Origin of the sequence: Bradyrhizobium vignae (genome assembly GCF_900324035.1) — a bacterium.
In the GTDB taxonomy this organism is placed as follows: domain Bacteria; phylum Pseudomonadota; class Alphaproteobacteria; order Rhizobiales; family Xanthobacteraceae; genus Bradyrhizobium; species Bradyrhizobium vignae.
On record NZ_LS398110.1, the window covers coordinates 956167 to 975294 of the forward strand.

Genomic DNA, 19128 nt, shown 5'->3' on the forward strand with positions numbered 1-19128 from the left:
CGCCGGAAAGGGCTTTTTCCCGATTTTTCCCGGCTTGGAGGAGATATGAGCGGCTTCGACATTTTCGCGATTGTTCTGGTGTTGCTCGTCATCGTCACGCTGGTGGCCGGCGTGAAGACGGTCCCGCAGGGCTATGACTGGACCATCGAGCGGTTCGGCAAATACACCCAGACGCTCAGCCCCGGGCTCAATCTGATCGTGCCCTATTTCGATCGCGTCGGACGCAAGATCAACATGATGGAGCAGGTGATCGACATCCCCGAGCAGGAGGTGATCACCAAGGACAACGCGACCGTCACGGTGGACGGCGTTGCTTTTTATCAGGTGTTCGATGCGGCGAAGGCGAGCTACGAGGTCGCCAACCTGAACCAGGCCATCACGGTTCTCACCATGACCAACATCCGCTCGGTGATGGGCTCCATGGATCTCGACCAGGTGCTGTCGCACCGCGACGAGATCAACGAGCGCCTCTTGCGCGTGGTCGACGCTGCGGTCTCGCCCTGGGGCGTCAAGGTCAATCGCATCGAGATCAAGGACATCGTGCCGCCCGCCGACCTCGTCGAAGCCATGGGCCGGCAGATGAAGGCCGAGCGCGTCAAGCGCGCCGACATCCTCGCCGCCGAAGGCCAGCGCCAGTCCGAGATCCTGCGCGCCGAGGGCGCCAAGCAGGGTCAGATCCTCCAGGCGGAGGGCCGGCGCGAAGCCGCCTTCCGCGACGCCGAGGCGCGCGAGCGTCTGGCCGAGGCCGAGGCGAAAGCGACCCAGGCGGTATCGGAGGCCATTTCCAAGGGCGACGTCGCCGCGTTGAACTATTTCATCGCCGATAAATATATCAAGGCTTTCGGCCAGTTCGCGGATGCGCCGAACCAGAAGATCATCATGTTGCCGGTGGAAGCCGTGAGCATGCTTGGCTCGCTCGCCGGCATCGGCGAGATCGCCAAGGCAACGTTCGGCGAAAGTGCCGCATCCGCAGCCGCTGCGGCGCGCCGAAGCGGATCGGTCCCGTCGTCGGGCCCGACGCCGCCCGCGGTGCCGCCGCAGTAAACGGGGCTATTTTACAGAGGTCGTGTCATGACCGACATATTCGCATCGCTGGGCAACTGGAACTGGCTGATCTTCGGCTTCATCCTGATGGCGCTGGAAGTGCTGGCGCCCGGCATCTTCCTGTTCTGGCTCGGGCTTGCGGCATTGCTGGTGGGCCTGATCTCGTTCGCTGTTGCCATGTCCTGGCAGATCCAGCTCGTCATGTTCGCGATCTTCGCCGCCGCAGCTGTGCCGGTGTGGCGCCGCCTCGCCAAGCCGAAGCCGGACGCGAGCACGAGCTCATTTCTCAACAAGCGCGCCGAGGCCTTGCTCGGCCGTGAGTTCACGCTGGAGAAGCCGATCATCGACGGTTCAGGCACAATGCGCATCGGCGACACGGTATGGCGTGTTGCGGGCCCTGATACACCGGCGGGGACGCGGGTGAAGGTGGTGCAGGTGGACGGTGCGAACCTCACGGTCGCCGCGGCGTGATTCTTTCCCTCTCCCACAACGGGAGAAGGAAGAAAGGAGCATGCGGCACGCCTTCAGATTCTACCTCTTCCACCTCTCCGCAAACCTATGCAGCGGCATGAACGTCTCGCACAGCTCGCGCCCCAGCGTCGTCAGTCCGTAACCTCCGCCGTCGCCCAACTCCACGAATCCTGCCTCGCGCAGTTCGGTCAGCCTCGCTTGCAGCACCGTGGGCGAGGCTTCATCACAGGCCGTGCGCAGGGCGCGCGAGGTGAGGGGCTCTCCGCGCAGCTCCCAGAGAATCCGCAGGCTCCAGCGTCGGCCGAGCAGGTCGAGCAGCACCATGATCGGCCGGCCCGTGCGCGAGCCGCGGACGCTGCGTGTCGTCGTGCCAGCCTGTTTAGCCATCGTCACCTCTTGCGCTGTGCTACAGATAATGTAGCGTATCGCTACGATAATTGTAGCAACGGAGACCGCCCATGTCCGGGGCCTCGCCGCGCATCGCACCGCTCACTCCGCCTTATCCCCCGGAGATCCAGGCGCAGTTCGACCGCATCATGCGCGGCGCGCCGCCGCTGGTGCTGTTCCGGGTGATGGCGGGGCACGGCCGCGCCTGGGACAAGTTCCGCGCCGGCGGCCTGCTCGACCCCGGGCCGCTGTCGCTCCGCGACCGCGAGATCGTCATCGACCGCACCTGCGCGCTGAACAGATGCGAATATGAATGGGGCGTGCACGTCGCGATCTTTGCCGGGCCGGCAAAGCTCACCCAGGACGAAGTGCGGGCGACGGTGCAGGGCGATGCAGCATCAACATGCTGGTCGCCGGCCGAGCAGGCGCTGATCGCAGCCGTCGACGCGTTGCATCATCGCGCGACATTCACGGACGAGGAGTTCGCAGCGCTGTCGGCGCATTACGACGAGGCGCAAATCCTGGAGATCATGCTGCTGTGCGGCTACTACCGCACGGTGTCCTACCTGGCGAACGGGCTGCGGCTGCCGCTGGAGGAGAACGCGGAGCGGTTTCCGGCGTAGGTCTCTCCACCGTCATTTGCGAGGAGCCCTTGCGACGAACCAATCCAGGCTGTCTCCGCAGAGGCAGCCTGGATTGCTTCGCTGCGCTCGCAATGACGAGTGGAGAGAGCGTGCCTTACGCCACGCCCGCGCGCAGCAGATCGTGCAGGTGCACGATCCCGACCACCTTGCCCGCATCGGTCACCAGCAGTGTCGTGATCTTGCGGGTGTTCAGCACCTCGATCATCTCGCTCGCGAGCATCGAGGGCGGTACGGTCTTGGGCTGCTTCGTCATGATCTCATCGACGGTCACCGTCAAAAGGTCGGGCCGCATGTGACGGCGCAGGTCGCCGTCCGTGATGATGCCGATGGCCTCGCCTGCATCGTTGACGATGCAGACGCAGCCGAGCCCTTTGGCCGACATCTCGACCACGGCCTCCGACATCTTTGTGCCTTCGGGCTTGACCGGAATCTCCGCGCCGGTGCGCATGTAGTCGCGGACGAATTTCAGCATTGCGCCCAGCTTGCCGCCGGGATGGAAATGCGCGAACTCCAGCGCAGTGAACCCGCGCCCTTCCAGCAGCGCGATCGCGAGCGCGTCGCCGATCGCGGCCTGCATCAGGGTCGAGGTGGTCGGTGCCAGATTGTGCGGGCAGGCCTCGCGCGCCTTCGGCAGCTCGATCACGAGGTCGGCGGCTTGTCCCAGCGAGGACGAAGCGTTCGACGTCACCGCGATCATGGGGATCGCAAAGCGCGCCGAATAGTTCACGAGGTTCTTCATCTCCGGCTGCTCGCCGGACCAGGACAGCGCCATGATGACGTCGTCGGTGGTGATCATGCCGAGGTCGCCATGGCCGGCTTCGGCGGCGTGCACGAAGAAAGCGGGCGTGCCGGTCGAGGCCAGCGTCGCCGCGATCTTGCGCCCCATATGGCCGGATTTGCCGAGCCCGGTGACGATGACGCGGCCCTTGGCCTGCCGGATCAGCTCGACGGCCTTGGCGAAGGTCGCACCCAGCGGGCCGCGCAGGGCAGCGGCGAGCGCGTTGATGCCGCCGCTCTCCGTCTCCAGGGTGCGGAGCGCGGATTCGACGCTTGTCGGAATGGGGCCGGATGATGCGGTCATCAGCGGTTTCGAGCTCGGCATGGTCTGGTCCAGGGAGGAGGGGCGTTCGCCCGTTGGCGCCTGCTTAGCACGCCCCGGCCAGCGAGGCGACGAGCGCCCGGACACCCTCAACGGGTCATTAACCATAATTGTTTTAACTCCATTAACGATGGTTCCCGCCAGCCGGCAGGGCGATCGTGAAAGTATTTGATTTCGTTGAGGTTATTCCATCGTGGGGTCGTCTCCAGGCAGGGGCCGGAGCAAACGCGCGCATTTCCTGCGCGCGGCTTTGCCATATCTGGCGCTGACGGCCCTCGGAAGCGGCCCTGCGGCCGCCCAGGGCCTCACGCCCGACCTGTTCAATCCCAACCGCGGTGGCTTTGTCTCGACCGACACGCTGCCGACGCGCCGCACGGCGGGCGTGCCGCAGGCGCCGTCGGATGCATTGCCGGCGCTGCCCGATCCTAACGCGGATCTGCGCAAGCGTCAGCAGACGCCGGCGACCTCGCGCGTCGGTCAGGTCCCGACCTACGGCCTGCCTGCCGCCAACGGGGCGAGCAGCTCGGGCTACGACTCGCTTAACCGCAAACGGCAGCAGCCAAAGCTCTATCCGGGCCAGCCGAAGCCGAAGCGTCCCGCCGGCCCCGGTTCACCGCCGCCGCCCACAACGCCAGTCACGACGCTGGGCGCGCCGCGCATCGCGCCGCCGCCGTCCGAGACCGCGCACAAGACGCCGGTAGCTCCGGCGATGGCGGGCAGTGTGCCCGGCCAGCCGCTGCGCCGCCGCCTCAAGCTCGATGAGGATCCGTTCGGTGCGGTCGGCGATTATGCCGGCAGCTTCCTGATCAAGGGCGGCCTCGAGCTCTCCACCGGCTATGACACCAACCCGGCGCGCCTGAACAAGCCGGTCGGCTCGCCCGTCTATGTCGTCGCGCCCGACCTTCTCGTGATGTCCGACTGGGAGCGCCACGCGCTGGTCGCCGATCTGCGCGGCTCGTTCTCGGGCTACACCAACAACATGCCGGCGACGATCAACGGCTTCGCGTCGCCCTCGCCGGTCGAGATCGACCGCCCCGACTTCACCGGCCACATCGACGGCCGCATCGACGTCGACCGCGATCTCAAGCTGACATCGCAGCTTCGCCTGCGGCTCGCCACCGACAATCCCGGCAGCCCGAACGTGCAGGCCGGCCTGCAGAAATATCCTGTCTACGCCGCCTATGGGACGACCGTCGGCTTCGACCAGACCTTCAATCGCTTCCAGGTCGCCGCGGGCGCCACGGTCGATCGCACCGCCTACACGGATTCGAGACTCACCGATGGCTCTGTGTTCAGCAACGGTGATCGCGACTTCAACCAATACGGCGGCGTCGGACGCTTCTCCTACGATCTGAAGCCGGGTTTGAAGCCCTTCGTCGAGATCCAGGGCGACACCCGCGTCCACGATCAGGCCGCCGACCGCAACGGCTACTTCCGCGATTCGAACGGCGGCTATGCCAAGGTCGGCTCGTCCTTCGAGTTCTCGCGCATTCTCACCGGCGAGATCTCGGTCGGCTATTCCGCGCGCAGCTACACCGATCCGCGCCTCAGCCAGCTCTCCGGCTTCCTCACCACGGGCTCCTTGATCTGGAACGCCAGCGGCCTCACCACGGTGAAATTCTTCACCGACACGCAGATCGCGGAGACCACGGTCGCCGGCTCCTCCGGCGTGCTGGTGCGCACTTACTCTGCCGAAGTCGATCACGACTTCCGCCGCTGGCTCACCGCGGTCGGCAAGTTCACCTACGGCACGCTCGACTACCAGGGCCAGAACCGCAACGACAAGACCTACTCGCTCGAAAGCAACCTGATCTACAAGCTCAACCGCAACGTCTGGATCAAGGGCACGCTGCGGCACGACATCCTGGATTCGAACCAGGCGGGCTCGAGCTCGCAGGGGACGGTGGTGATGTTGGGCGTGAGGCTGCAGAACTAGAGGGGCGGCGAGGCGCTTGAGCGAATGCGGAATAGTTGGCTCCGCGCCCGCCACCCACTGTCATGCCCCGGCTTGCCCTCTTCGCTGAAGCTTCGCCGGCCGAGAGCGTGTAGGCCCGGCGTAGCTTGGCGGAGCCGGGACCGGGGCATCCAGTACGCCGCGGCTTATCGATTCGATTACAACTGTCTCTGGAATACTGAATCGCCCGGTCAAGCCGGGCGATGACACCGTTTGTTGAATTGGCAGCGGAGCGAGCCTCACTCAGCGCGGCAGATCCGTCTTCCCCATCAGGAACGTATCGATCGACCGGGCGCACAGCCGCCCTTCACGGATCGCCCACACCACCAGCGATTGCCCGCGGCGCATGTCGCCGGCGGAGAACACGTTGGGGCGCGAGGTCTGGTAGTCCAGCGTGTTGGCCTTGACGTTGCCGCGCGGGTCGAACTCGACCGCGAGCAGCTTGAGCAGGCCCTCGTGCACGGGATGGACGAAGCCCATGGCGAGCAGGACGAGCTCGGCGTCGATCTCGAACTCGGTGTCGGCAATCGGCTTGAACTTGTCGTCGACGCGCACGCAGTGCAGCTTCCTGACCTTGCCGTTCTCGCCGGAGAACTTCTGGGTCAGCACGGCATATTCGCGGATCGCGCCTTCGGCCTGGCTGGAGGAGGTGCGCATCTTCAGCGGCCAGTTCGGCCAGGTCAGGCCCTTGTTCTCGCGCTCGGGGGGAGCGGGCATGATCTCGAGCTGGGTCACCGACAGCGCGCCCTGACGCAGCGAGGTGCCTATGCAGTCCGAGCCGGTGTCGCCGCCGCCGATGACGACGACGTGCTTGCCGCCGGCCAGGATCTCCTGGACTCCGCCGAGCGGCTCCCCGGAGACGCGGCGGTTCTGCTGCGGCAGGAAGTCCATGGCGTAGTGGATGCCTTCGAGATCGCGGCCGGGGATCGACAGGTCGCGCGGGGCTTCCGCGCCGCCGGTCAGCGCGACCGCGTCGTACTGGTTGAGCAGCTCGCGCGGATCGACATTGCCGGCTGCGCCGACATGGCTGTTGTAGTGGAAGGTGACGCCTTCGGCTTCCATCTGCGCCACACGGCGGTCGATGATGCGCTTCTCCATCTTGAAGTCGGGGATGCCGTAACGCAGCAGGCCGCCGGCCTTGGCGTACTTCTCATAGACATGCACGTCGTGGCCGGCGCGCGCGAGCTGCTGCGCGCAGGCCATGCCCGCCGGACCCGAGCCGATCACCGCGACCTTCTTGCCGGTCTTGACCGCTGCCACTTCCGGCTTCAGCCAGCCATTGTCCCAGGCGCGGTCGACGATCGCGCATTCGATGGTCTTGATGGTGACGGGGTTGTCGTCGATGTTGAGCGTGCAGGACGCTTCGCACGGCGCCGGACAGATGCGGCCCGTGAACTCAGGAAAGTTGTTGGTCGAATGCAGGTTGCGCGAGGCCTCTTCCCAGTTGCCCTGGTAGACGAGGTCGTTCCAGTCGGGGATCTGGTTGTTGACTGGGCAGCCGGGCGTGCCGGGCGCAACCGAGCCGGTCCCGTGGCAATAGGGAATGCCGCAGTTCATGCAGCGCGCCGCCTGCTCGCGCACCTCCTTCTCGGAGAGCGGAACGACGAATTCCTTGAAATGCTTCAAGCGCTCGGCGACCGGGGTGTACTTGCGATCGTGCCGTTCGATTTCCAGAAAACCCGTGATCTTGCCCATTAAACCCGAAGTCCCTGCCGCTAAGTTTCTTTTCCGTCGTTCCGGGATGCGCGCGCTGCGCGCACACCCGGAACCTGGAGGTTATCTTTGCGAGATTCCGGGTTCGCGCTTTGCGCCCCGGAATGACGCCAGTTGAGAGTTACGCCCCGATCGCGATTTTCGGCTCGGCGTCCGCATTGGCGGCCAGTTCGCGCAGCGCGCGCCGGTACTCGACCGGCATCACCTTGCGGAACTTGGGCAGCCATTCCTTCCAATTGGCGAGGATCTCGGCGGCACGCTTGGAGCCGGTTGCCTTGGCATGGCGCGTGATCAGCACGTGCAGCCGCTCGACGTCGGAGGCGAGCAGGTTCTTGAACACGTCGACCCGGCCGTGCGCTTCGAGATCGCCGGAGGCGTGATAGGTGTCGGCGTTGATCATCTCCTCCGACAGCACCGGTTCGAGCTCGACCATGCTGAGGTTGCACAGCTTGTCGAAGTCGCCGGCCTCGTCCAGCACATAGGCGATGCCGCCGGACATGCCGGCCGCGAAGTTGCGCCCGGTCTTGCCGAGCACGACCACGATGCCGCCGGTCATGTATTCGCAGCAATGATCGCCCGCGCCCTCGACGACAGCGACCGCGCCCGAGTTACGAACGGCAAAGCGTTCGCCGGCGATGCCGCGGAAGTAGCATTCGCCATCGATCGCCCCGTACATCACGGTGTTGCCGACGATGATGCTCTCTTCCGGCACGATCGCCGAGTTCCGCGGCGGCTTCACGATGATCTTGCCGCCCGAGAGGCCCTTGCCGACATAGTCGTTGCCTTCACCCTCGAGCTCGAAGGTGACGCCATGGGCGAGCCACGCACCGAAGGCCTGGCCTGCGGTACCCTTCAGGCTGACATGGATCGTGTCATGCGGCAGGCCGGCATGGCCGTAGATCTTGGCGACCGCGCCCGACAGCATCGCACCGGCGGAGCGGTTGGTGCTGTTGATCGTGGCCTCGATCTTCACCGGCGCGCCGCGGTCGAGCGCAGGCGTCGCCTGCTCGATCAGCGTGCGGTCGAGCACCGCCTCCAGATGATGGTTCTGGCGCTCGGAGTGATAGATCTTCTGGCCCTTCTCTTCCTTCTGCTTGACGAACAGTTTTGAGAAATCGAGGCCCTTGGCCTTCCAGTGCGCGACCAGCTTGGTCTGATCGAGCAGCTGAACCTGGCCGATCATCTCGTTGAAGGTGCGGAAGCCGAGCGAGGCCATGATCTCGCGGACTTCCTCGGCGACGAAGAAGAAGTAGTTGATTACGTGCTCGGGCTGGCCGGTGAAGCGCTTGCGCAGCACCGGATCCTGCGTCGCGACGCCGACGGGGCAGGTGTTGAGATGGCACTTGCGCATCATGATGCAGCCGGCCGCGATCAGCGGCGCAGTGGCGAAGCCGAATTCGTCGGCCCCGAGCAGCGCGCCGATCACGACGTCACGGCCGGTGCGGAAGCCGCCGTCGACCTGGACCACGATACGGCTGCGCAGCCGCTCGCGCACCAGGGTCTGGTGGGTTTCGGCAAGGCCGATCTCCCACGGCGAACCGGCATGCTTGATCGAGGTCAGCGGCGAGGCGCCAGTGCCGCCCTCGAAGCCCGCGATGGTGACGTGGTCGGCGCGCGCCTTGGCGACGCCCGCGGCGACCGTGCCGACGCCGATCTCGGAGACGAGCTTGACCGAGACGTCGCCCGTCGGGTTGACGTTCTTGAGGTCGTAGATGAGCTGCGCCAGGTCCTCGATCGAGTAGATGTCGTGGTGCGGCGGCGGCGAGATCAGGCCGACGCCCGGCGTCGAGTGCCGGACCCTGGCGATGGTCGCGTCGACCTTGTGGCCGGGCAGCTGGCCGCCTTCGCCGGGCTTGGCGCCCTGCGCCATCTTGATCTGCATCATGTCGGAGTTGACGAGATACTCCGTGGTGACGCCGAAGCGGCCCGAGGCGACCTGCTTGATCGCCGAGCGCATCGAATCGCCGTTCGGCATCGGCTTGAAGCGGTCGGCCTCCTCGCCGCCTTCGCCGGTGTTCGACTTGCCGCCGATCCGGTTCATGGCGATCGCGAGCGTGGTGTGCGCCTCGCGCGAGATCGAACCGAAGCTCATCGCGCCGGTGGCGAAACGCTTGACGATGTCCTTGGCCGGCTCGACCTGGTCGAGCGGGATCGGCTTGCGCTTCTCTTCCTCGGCGTTCTTGATCCGGAACAGGCCGCGCAGCGTCAAAAGACGTTCCGACTGCTCGTTGAGGATTTTTGCGAAGGCGCGGTACCGCTCCTGCGAATTGCCGCGCGCGGCGTGCTGGAGCAGGGACACCGACTCGGCGGTCCAGGCATGGTCCTCGCCGCGGCTCCGATAGGCATATTCGCCGCCGACATCGAGCGCGCTCTTGTAGACCTGTGCGTCGCCGAACGCGTCGGCATGGCGGCGCACGGCTTCTTCCGCGATCTCGGCAAGGCCGACGCCTTCGACGCGGGTGTGCGTGCCGGCGAAGAACTTGGCGACAAAATCGGCCTTCAGACCGACGGCGTCAAAAATCTGCGCGCCGCAATAGGACTGGTAGGTCGAGATGCCCATCTTGGACATCACCTTGAGCAGGCCCTTGCCGATCGACTTGATGTAGCGCTTGACGATCTCGTAGTCGTCGAGCGAGCCGGGCAGGCGGTCCTTCATCGCGATGATGGTTTCGAACGCGAGATATGGATTGATCGCTTCGGCGCCGTAGCCGGCGAGGCATGCGAAGTGATGCACTTCGCGCGGCTCGCCGGATTCGACGACGAGACCGACCGAGGTGCGCAGTCCGACGCGGATCAGATGATGATGCACGGCGGCGCAGGCCAGCAGCGCCGGGATCGGCACGCGGTCGGTGCCGACCATGCGGTCCGACAGGATGATGATGTTGACGCCCTCGCGCACCGCGCTTTCAGCGCGCGCGCAGAGCTCGTCCAGCACCTGGTCCATGCCGGCTGCGCCGAGACCGGCGTGGAAGGTCGTGTCCAGCGTGCGCGACTTGAAATGCGTGTCGGCGACCTCCGAGATCGAGCGGATCTTTTCCAGGTCCGCGTCGGTCAGGATCGGCTGCCGCGCTTCGAGGCGCTTGGTCGTGGCCATGCCCTGCAGGTCGAACAGGTTCGGCCGCGGTCCGATGATGGAGACGAGGCTCATCACCAGCTCCTCGCGGATCGGGTCGATCGGCGGATTGGTGACTTGCGCGAAGTTCTGCTTGAAATAGGTGAACAGCGGCTTGGCCTTGTCCGACAGCGCCGAGATCGGCGTGTCGTTGCCCATCGAGCCCGCGGCTTCCTCGCCGGTGGCGGCCATCGGCGTCATCAGGATGGCGATGTCTTCCTGGCTGTAGCCGAACGCCTGCTGACGATCGAGCAGCGACAGGTTGGAGCGCACGCCGGTGGTCGGTACCTTCGGCAGGTCTTCGAGCACGATCTGGGTCCGCTCCAGCCACTCCTTGTAGGGATGGCTCGCGGCTAGCGTGGCCTTGATCTCGTCGTCGGGGATCAGGCGGCCCTGCTCGAGATCGACCAGCAGCATCTTGCCGGGCTGCAGGCGCCACTTGGTGATGATCTGGTCCTCGGGGATCGTCAGCACGCCCATCTCGGACGCCATCACGATGCGGTCGTCCTTGGTCACGAGATAGCGCGCCGGCCGCAACCCGTTGCGGTCGAGCGTGGCGCCGATCTGGCGGCCGTCGGTGAAGGCGATCGCGGCGGGGCCGTCCCACGGCTCCATCAGCGCGGCATGATATTCGTAGAAGGCGCGGCGCTTCTCATCCATCAAGGGATTACCGGCCCACGCCTCCGGAATCATCATCATGACGGCGTGCGGCAGCGAGTAGCCGCCCTGCACCAGGAACTCGAGCGCGTTGTCGAAGCAGGCGGTGTCCGACTGGCCTTCATAGGAGATCGGCCACAGCCGGTTGATGTCCTTGCCGTACAACTCGGAGCTCACGGAGGCCTGGCGTGCCGCCATCCAGTTGGTGTTGCCGCGCAGCGTGTTGATCTCGCCATTATGCGCGATCATGCGGTAGGGATGCGCCAGCGACCACGCCGGGAAGGTATTGGTCGAGAAGCGCTGATGCACCAGCGCGAGCGCGCTCTCGAAGTCCTTCTCGTGCAGATCGGGGTAGTACTTGCCGAGCTGGTCGGCGAGGAACATGCCCTTGTAGATCACGGTGCGGCAGGACATCGAGCAAGGGTAATAGCCGGCGAGGCCGCGGTCGCGGCGCTGGTAGATCGCCTGCGAGATCGACTTGCGCAGGATGTAGAGCCGACGCTCGAACTCGTCCTCCGTCTTGGCCGTGCCGTTGCGGCCGATGAACACCTGCATGCAGGCGGGCTCGGTCGGCTTCACGGTGACGCCGAGCGAGGAATTGTCGGTCGGCACGTCGCGCCAGCCGAGCAGGGTCAGGCCCTCTTCCTTGATCTGGTCCGCGATGATGCTCTTGATGACGTTGCGCCAGGCGGTGTCGCGCGGCATGAACAGCGCACCGATGGCGTATTCGCCGGGCGCCGGCAGCGTAAAGCCGAGCTCCTTGGCCTTGCGGCTGAAGAAGGCGTGCGGGATCTGCACCAGGATGCCCGCGCCGTCACCGGCGCGGGGGTCGGCGCCGACCGCACCACGGTGCTCGAGGTTGCAGAGGATGCTCAGCGCATCCGAGACGATCTCGTGCGACTTCTTGCCCTTGATGTTGGCGATGAAGCCGACGCCGCAGGAATCCTTCTCGAGGGCGGGATCGTAGAGACCCTCGGCTTTTGGGCGCGAATTGTGCTCCTGAATCGGGTCGGTCGTTTTCGAGGCGACCGTCGCCGACAGCTCTTCTGCCACGATGTTTGCGCGCTCGAATTGCGACCCGTTCATTGTTCTGTCCTCTCCATGCGGCAAGCTGCCTCACCGCCATCTTCGGCGCACCTTGGGCGTTCCGCGGCACCCGCCTCTGGGTCACCGCTCGTCCGCTGCGAGCCGCATTTTCTTAAATTCAGGCCTAGGCGCTCCTCGTCCCCGAGAACGGCTTTGCCTGGTAGCTTGCCGACGCTCGAGAGCACCGGTTTTCGCTGCAATCCCTGTGCCGGAACCGCCAGCAAAATTGAGACAGTCTTCCTGTCCTAACCATCACCTTGCCAAATTTTTGTCTAGCACACAAGCGTGCGGAAGTCGCGATTCCCGATATGTCAATCAATCGCTTTCCGAAAGTTGCGCAGCCCCGGTTTTGGAGCAAACGCGCCCTGATCCGGCCCTGTGGACGCCGGAATCCCGAATGAAGCTTCGGATCAACCCTTCGGAAGGCGCGCCCCGCCGCAAGAAGCGAAAGAGGGCGGCTACCGGAGGGTCTGACAGGAGCGTCTCGATCATGAAGTTTTTCACAGGATGTGTGGCGGCCGCCGCGCTGGTGCTGGCTGCAAGTGCGGGACACGCCCAGGTTCCCGCGAGCGGTACGGTTGGAGGGGCGGTGATCGCGGTGTCGGATTTCGATGGACCCTTGGCATCGCCGGAGGCCACCCCGCCGCCGCGTTACGGTTACGGCTACGATTACGAGGAACGCGGTCCGGCGCCGGTATTGTTGCCGTCAACGGAGGTTTACGCGGTGCTGCGTGAAAACGGCTTCTCGCCGCTCGGCATTCCGCGCCTGCACGGCAGCGTCTATACCATCGCGGTGATCGACCGCCGCGGCGACGACGGCCGGCTGGTGATCGACGCCCGCGACGGCCGGATCATCCGCTTCATGCCGGCTTCCGATGCTTACGGCATGGCGCCGCCCTATGAGGAGCGGGCGGTCGGCTCTTACGGCCCGCAAACCGCGCTGCCGCCGCCGACCATGATCCGCAGCGGCCCGCCGCGCCCGCCGGCCTCGATCCCGCATGTTGCCAAGCGCGCCGTGCCGCTGCCCAAGGCGGCTGCGCCGCGTGGCGAGGCGCCGGTCGCGGCGGCGAAGCCGGTCGAGCCCACGGCACAGCAGGCGCGGGCGCCGGAGGCTCAACCCGCTCAGGCGCAATCTGCCCAGCAGACCGCGGCCGTACAGGCAAAGGCCGCCGAGGCCGCAGCGCCGACAGTCGCTCAGGCCAAGCCGGGTCCGACGATCCTGCCGACACAGGAGATGCCGGCTGCGCAAGGGCTGGATTAACGAGGTGGTGCGTTGGGGTAATGGGTCCTGGCTCCCGTGCGCAATGGCGCACTAGGCCAGGACGACATTGGAGCAAAACAAAAGGCGCCCGAATAACTCAGGCGCCTTTTGCATTCACGCAATCACCTTAGCTCCGCGGATACCCCGCCGCGTCCAGGATCAAGTTCGCCACCTCCTTCGGATGTGACACCAGCGAGAGGTGGCCGGCATCGAGCTCGATCGTGGTGGCGTTCATGCGCTTGGCGAGGAAGCGCTCGAAATCGGGGTTGATGGTGTAGTCGTTCTTCGACACCGCGTACCAACTCGGCTTGGAGCGCCACGCCGCTTCCGTGGTGCGGCCGGCGAAGATCGAGGCCGCGGTTGGCCATTGCACGGCATAGAGCTCCTTGGCCTGCTCCGGCTTCACGCCATTGGCGAAGTACTTCAGGAAGGCCTCTTCCGAGAGCTTGGTGGCGCCGTCGCGCTCGACGATGCCGGCACGCGCCGGCCCGGTCGGAAACTGCTTCGACAGCGCGACGAAATCCTCGTTCGCGTCGGGCGCGCGTGCGGCGACATAGACGAGGCCGGTGACCTTCGGGTCGGTGCCGACCTGGCTGATCACGGTGCCGCCCCAGGAATGCGCGACCAGCACGGTCGGGCCGTCCTGCGCGGACAGCGCCCGCTTGGTCGCCTCGACGGAATCGGCAAGCGAGGACAGCGGATTCTGCACGGCCGTGACATGCAGGCCTGCAGCCTGCAGGATCGGGATCACCTCAGACCAGCTCGAGCCGTCGGCCCAGGCGCCGTGCACCAGCACGACGTTCTTCGCCTTCACCGTCTGCGGTGTCTGGGCATGAGCAAGGTTGAGGGGAGCCGCCAAGAGGCTCGCGGCGACGAAAAGGCTGCGCCAGAGTGACATGATGTTTCTCCGTCTTGTTTGGGGTCGATGCCCAAAGGACGGCGCGCGAGGCCGCAGCGTTACACCTTCACCGTTCTGTGATGCAGTGCAAAAAACGCCCCGGGGCACCGGGGCGTTTTCGCAACCTGGAAGTCGTTTGGATTGGTCGCCTGGCTTAGGCGGCTTGCGCGGCCGAGTTCTCGATCACCTGCGCCTTCGCGCCGGCATTGATCGCGATCTGGCGCGGCTTCTTGGCCTCGGGAATCTCGCGGACGAGGTCGACGTGAAGCAGCCCATTCTCGAGCGAGGCGTCCTTCACCTGCACGAAGTCGGCAAGCTGGAAGGCGCGCTCGAACGCACGCGCGGCGATGCCGCGGTAAAGCACTTCGGATTTCGAGTTCTCGCCTGCGACTTTCTCGCCCTTGATCGTCAGCGTGTTTTCCTTCGCGACGATGGAGAGCTCATCCTTGGCAAAGCCCGAGACCGCAACGGTGATGCGGTAGGCGTTCTCGCCGGTACGCTCGATGTTGTAAGGGGGGTAGCCGGGGCTGCCGTCCGAGCTGGCCTGGTCGAGCAGGTTGAAGAGACGGTCGAAGCCGACGGTGGAACGATAAAACGGGGTGAGATCGTAGGTACGCATGGTCAAGTCCTCCATTGAGCGACTGTTTAGGTGACCCGCCCGCCATCGGGCCGGGCTTTCGTCTGTGTGCAGCCTGATGTTCCGGTTCCGAAACACTGGTAGCGGCCTGCACGAAGGTGATATGGGTGGAACGAGACGGCGTTCAAGAGGGCGGGATAGGCGCCTTTTCGGCGCTCCCGCCCCTTGATTTCTAGCACTTCCAATCATGACGCTGGTCTCGATCCCGTCCAATCCCGTCCCCGAAAACGTCGTCAGCGGCACCATCAAGACACCCGATGGCGCCGAGCTGCGCTTTGCCCGGTGGGCGCCGCCGGCGAACCGCAAGGGCACCGTCTGCGTCTTCACCGGGCGCAGCGAGCAGATCGAGAAATATTTCGAGACGGTGCGTGACTTGCGCGATCGCGGCTTTGCGGTGGCGATGATCGATTGGCGCGGGCAGGGCCACTCGTCGCGCCGTCTGCGCGATCCGCGCAAGGGCTATGTGCGCGACTTCTCCGATTTCGAGATCGACGTCGAGACCTTCGTGCAGCAGGTGGTGCTGCCGGATTGCCCGCCGCCCTTCTTCGCGCTGGCCCACTCCATGGGCGGCACTGTGCTGCTGCGGGTGGCGCATGCCGGCAAGCGCTGGTTCGACCGCATGGTGCTGTCGGCGCCCATGATCGACCTGCCCGGGCGCACCACCTCGTTTCCGGTGCGTGCGCTGCTCAAGACGATGCGCCTGCTCGGGCAGGGCGGCCGTTACGTTCCCGGCGGCAGCGACCGCCTCACCGGGCTCGATCCCTTCATCAACAATCCCCTGACCAGCGACCCGGTGCGCTATGCGCGCAATGCCGCGATCCTGGAGGAAGACCCGACGCTCGGACTGGCGTCACCGACGGTCGCCTGGGCCGATACCGCCTTCCGCGCGATGCACATTTTCAAGCGCGTGAACTACCCTTCTCAGATCCGCCAACCGATCCTGATGCTGGCGGCGTCCAACGACACCGTGGTCTCGACCGCGGCGATCGAGGAGTTCGCCTATCACTTGCGCGCCGGCTCTCATCTCGTGATCGCCGGCTCCAAGCACGAGATCCTCCAGGAGCAAGACCGCTACCGCTCCCAGTTCTGGGCCGCCTTCGACGCCTTCGTGCCGGGCACGCCGCTGTTCAAGTGAGGATCTTCGTCATGCCCCGGGCTTGTCCCGGGCATCCACGTTCCTGGTGCCGCAGCAAAGATCGTGGATCGCCGGGACAAGCCCGGCCATGACGACGAGGTCATTCACAGCGTCTTCAGATACTCGATCAGGTCGTAGCGCTCCTGCTCCTTGAGCACGCGGCCGATGGTGCCGTCCTTGCCGGGGCCCGGTGTGCCGTCGAACGAGTGGCCGGCATTGCTGTTGCCGAACAACTCGGTGCCATCAGACGCCCGCGTCGAGAAACGCGACTGCCCGGTCTTGCAGCTCTCACCGTCAGAGACCGCGAAGCCGACCTGCTTCGGATCATAGTCGCGATCACCGCCCATGCAGAACGATTTGGGACGCTCGGCCGCAGGGCTCAGCATCCAGTAGAGCGAGGGCACCGATCCGTTGTGCAGATAAGGCGCGGTGGCCCAGACGCCGTTGAGCGGGCGCGCACGATACCAGGGCCGCGGCTCCTTCTTGTCGGGCGGCTGCGGACCGGGATTGGGACAGTTCTTGCGCTCACCCCACCAGGCCTGCTGAACCTTCGGGTCGATCTTCGCATCGTCCATCGCCTTGCGGGCGACGATGTCGACGAGCACCATCAGCCCAAGCGAGTACGGCATGTCGGTCGAAGAAACATCCGGCAGATTACAGTTCCACCAGGCATTGAGCTTCTGCGAGGGATCGAGCTTGAGAAAGCCCGGTACCTGAATCGTCCGCGTTTCCAGCACGCTGGCCTGAGCGGGATCGGTCCCCATGCCTTTGACGCTTTTCTGGACCTCGTTCAGGAATTTGTCGGCGCCGATGGTCTCCCAGCGCGACGAGGACCAGATGCTTTGATCCGGAAACTCGGCGTCGAACACGGGATCGTTGACCGGCCCGAGATGGCATTCGGCACAGAGTTGCGCGTACAGCTTGCGGCCGTTCTTGACGCGCTCACCATCGATCTTCCAGGCATCATCACCGAAGATGTCCGACGGCCATTTCGGCGATGTCAGCCCGGAGAGCTGCTTTTTCGGATAGGGCGGCGACCCCTTCAGCAGATCCTCGATCCAGTTCAGATTCTTGACATCCATCGACGAGCGGAACAGCCTGTCCTTGGGCGTAGTGTCGGACAGATTGAGCAGCGCGGTCACGCCCAGCGCTTCGCCGGCATTGCGGATCAGCGGTTGCTCGATGGACGCGTCATATTGCGCGTATTTGAGCCAGGGTACGGTCCAGATCGGCGGGAAACTGACCGGCGCGTCCTTGGCGTGCAGATTCTTCTCGAAGCCGCTGAGGCCGCTGAGCGCCATGTCCTGGGCGAACACCTGATTGCCGATGCGGTTGAGCGCGTCGAGACGGCCGTATCCTTCCTCCGTGTCCTGCTGTGGCTCTTGCCGCTTCGTCTTCTCGTTGAACCTCGTCTTGCCCTCGATGGTTTTCGCGTAGGTCTTCTCCCAGTCGATCAGGAACGTGCTGATCGCACGCAGCTTCTGCTTCAGCGCATCGCGGTCCGCATCGCTGGCTGAGGCGCCGAGCACGCGATCGGCGAAGCGTGTGAACCGACCCGGGACGTAGAGCGTGTAGGCGATCGACAGGCCGGTCGTGACCTCGAGCTTCCTGAGGTCGGTCATTGCCGGGCCGCCGTCGAAGCGGATGTCGATGCCCTTGTAGTGGATCTGGCCGGTGTGGCAGGCGGCGCAGGTCAGGCCGATCCGGTCCTCGCCGATCTGGCCGGTCGCAGGATCGGGGACGCCCGTCATCCGCGCGAAGCCGACGGGCAGGCCGTCGACGTTTTCGGCCTGGCGACCCCAGTTCACCGGCGGATCCCAGAGCCGCGCCGGCACCGGCTTGGTCTTGTCATAGACGTTGGCATAGCCGAACCGGTGCAGCGTGGCATCGTCGGTGTAGATCGTCTGCGGGCTCGGGATGAAGCCGAAGCGCTGCAGATGGTCGCTGTCGTGCAGCATGCCGGGCTTCGCGAAGAAATGAAGCCGCGGCTGCTCGAGCGCCATGAACCAGCGGTAGGGCACCGGGAAGGTCGCGGTGCCCTGGCTGGCGTGATGAAACCAGTGCCGGTCCTCCAGCGCCCAGTTCTGCTCGAGCCAGTATGCGGCCCGGGGCTCGACGTGCTCTGGCAATGGCGGCGCCACCAGGTCGCCGAAGATGCCTGGCAGCATCGGCTGGAATTGATCCGGAAAGCGCAGCGCCACGACACCAAAGACGAGAAGAGCAGCAACGAGTCCGCCGGCAGCGCGCAAGATCAGCGAGGGCGGGGTGACCGGCTGGCTGACGACTCGCTGGGTGATCCTGTCAGGGAATTTGCGCTCGTTGAACAATGTCCTCACCTCGGCCACGCTGAGATAGCGGTCATCACCCTGACCCTTGCCCATGATCTTGAGCAGGATCGGCCATTCGAACTTCATCAGGATCGGGTAGTACCAGCGCGCTTGTTTGCCGGCGCGCTTGAGATTGTCCTTCATGAAGGTCTGGATTTGCGAAGCGTTGAGGCCGGTCTCGGTGCCGCCGCCATCGGGATCGGTATAGGTGCCGCCGAAGCTGGCGAGACGCGCAATCTCGTCCTCGTTGACGCGCCCGTCGACGCCGAGGATGCGCGAGCCGGCACCGAGCTTATCGAGCGGACCGCCGCGCAGCATATCGAGCTGCGCGCCCCAGAAGATGCTCTGCAGGATGTGACAGGCGCCGTTGGCGATCAGCGCGACGCCGCGCACCTGGATGCGGGCCGAAACCTTCTTCAGCCCCGCCTCGCCGCTTGCATTGGCGATGGTCCGTGACAGCGTCCGGAGCGGGACGGTGCCGCCATCGACGAAGCCTTCGCCGACGAGGCCGCGCAGGAACGGACAGGGATTGTTCGGGGAGACCTGGATCGAGGGGTCGAAGGGCGGCTTCGAAGCGCGGTCATGCATGGCCCAAATCCTGAAAACGGCGAATCGCAAAAAAAGACGCGCCGATCAAGCGCGGAAAGTCCTAACAAACCGACAGCAAGCTATTCTACTTCAGCGTGCAAGAAGTGTGGCTGAT

13 protein-coding genes are annotated in these 19128 nt (G+C 65.1%); 6 read left to right on the forward strand and 7 right to left on the reverse strand.

The window, feature by feature from the left end:
* Window positions 1–45: 45 nt before the first annotated feature.
* Window positions 46–1044: an SPFH domain-containing protein gene (locus tag BRAD3257_RS04650; protein ID WP_122400857.1), complete on the forward strand. Its 999-nt coding sequence runs from the start codon at window positions 46–48 to the stop codon at window positions 1042–1044.
* Between the two features lie 27 nt (window positions 1045–1071).
* Window positions 1072–1515, forward strand: a complete 444-nt coding sequence (locus tag BRAD3257_RS04655) for an NfeD family protein (protein ID WP_122400858.1) — start codon at window positions 1072–1074, stop codon at window positions 1513–1515.
* Window positions 1516–1575: 60 nt separating this feature from the next.
* On the opposite strand, the gene BRAD3257_RS04660 is transcribed toward BRAD3257_RS04655, so the two are convergent.
* Entirely contained in the window at window positions 1576–1902 is a 327-nt protein-coding gene (locus BRAD3257_RS04660; protein ID WP_122400859.1) for a winged helix-turn-helix transcriptional regulator, read from the reverse strand.
* Between the two features lie 71 nt (window positions 1903–1973).
* Between BRAD3257_RS04660 and BRAD3257_RS04665 the strand changes: the two genes are divergently transcribed.
* Window positions 1974–2525 carry a carboxymuconolactone decarboxylase family protein gene (locus BRAD3257_RS04665; protein WP_122400860.1) on the forward strand — a complete coding sequence of 184 codons (552 nt, stop codon included), beginning with the start codon at window positions 1974–1976 and terminating at the stop codon, window positions 2523–2525.
* A gap of 115 nt (window positions 2526–2640) precedes the next feature.
* Here the strand turns inward: BRAD3257_RS04665 and BRAD3257_RS04670 are convergent, their stop codons facing one another.
* Entirely contained in the window at window positions 2641–3648 is a 1008-nt protein-coding gene (locus BRAD3257_RS04670; protein ID WP_162500106.1) for a KpsF/GutQ family sugar-phosphate isomerase, read from the reverse strand.
* Between the two features lie 190 nt (window positions 3649–3838).
* Here BRAD3257_RS04670 and BRAD3257_RS04675 point away from each other — a divergent pair, with 190 nt between their 5' ends.
* Entirely contained in the window at window positions 3839–5581 is a 1743-nt protein-coding gene (locus BRAD3257_RS04675; protein ID WP_122400862.1) for an outer membrane beta-barrel protein, read from the forward strand.
* 261 nt (window positions 5582–5842) lie between these two features.
* Here the strand turns inward: BRAD3257_RS04675 and BRAD3257_RS04680 are convergent, their stop codons facing one another.
* Together BRAD3257_RS04680 and gltB are read right to left on the reverse strand one after the other, a co-directional pair.
* Window positions 5843–7294 (reverse strand): glutamate synthase subunit beta, encoded by a 1452-nt coding sequence (locus tag BRAD3257_RS04680; protein ID WP_122400863.1) that lies wholly within the window; start codon window positions 7292–7294, stop codon window positions 5843–5845.
* 139 nt (window positions 7295–7433) lie between these two features.
* On the reverse strand, window positions 7434–12167 hold the full coding sequence (gltB, locus tag BRAD3257_RS04685) for a glutamate synthase large subunit (protein WP_122400864.1): 4734 nt from the start codon (window positions 12165–12167) through the stop codon (window positions 7434–7436).
* 490 nt (window positions 12168–12657) lie between these two features.
* Between gltB and BRAD3257_RS40005 the strand changes: the two genes are divergently transcribed.
* Window positions 12658–13428, forward strand: a complete 771-nt coding sequence (locus BRAD3257_RS40005) for a hypothetical protein (protein WP_162500107.1) — start codon at window positions 12658–12660, stop codon at window positions 13426–13428.
* Between the two features lie 127 nt (window positions 13429–13555).
* Here the strand turns inward: BRAD3257_RS40005 and BRAD3257_RS04695 are convergent, their stop codons facing one another.
* Both BRAD3257_RS04695 and BRAD3257_RS04700 read right to left on the reverse strand, forming a co-directional pair.
* A complete protein-coding gene (locus BRAD3257_RS04695; RefSeq protein ID WP_122400866.1) occupies window positions 13556–14326 on the reverse strand; it encodes an alpha/beta fold hydrolase in 771 nt (256 codons plus the stop codon).
* Between the two features lie 154 nt (window positions 14327–14480).
* Complete coding sequence (locus tag BRAD3257_RS04700; RefSeq protein ID WP_162500108.1) at window positions 14481–14945, reverse strand: Hsp20 family protein; 465 nt, start codon at window positions 14943–14945, stop codon at window positions 14481–14483.
* Window positions 14946–15150: 205 nt separating this feature from the next.
* On the opposite strand from BRAD3257_RS04700, the gene BRAD3257_RS04705 reads away from it, so the two are divergent.
* Window positions 15151–16098, forward strand: coding sequence for an alpha/beta fold hydrolase (locus BRAD3257_RS04705; protein WP_122400868.1), 948 nt, complete (start codon window positions 15151–15153; stop codon window positions 16096–16098).
* Between the two features lie 104 nt (window positions 16099–16202).
* Here BRAD3257_RS04705 and BRAD3257_RS04710 read toward each other — a convergent pair whose 3' ends face one another.
* On the reverse strand, window positions 16203–19013 hold the full coding sequence (locus tag BRAD3257_RS04710; protein WP_122400869.1) for a di-heme-cytochrome C peroxidase: 2811 nt from the start codon (window positions 19011–19013) through the stop codon (window positions 16203–16205).
* Between the last annotated feature and the right edge of the window lie 115 nt (window positions 19014–19128).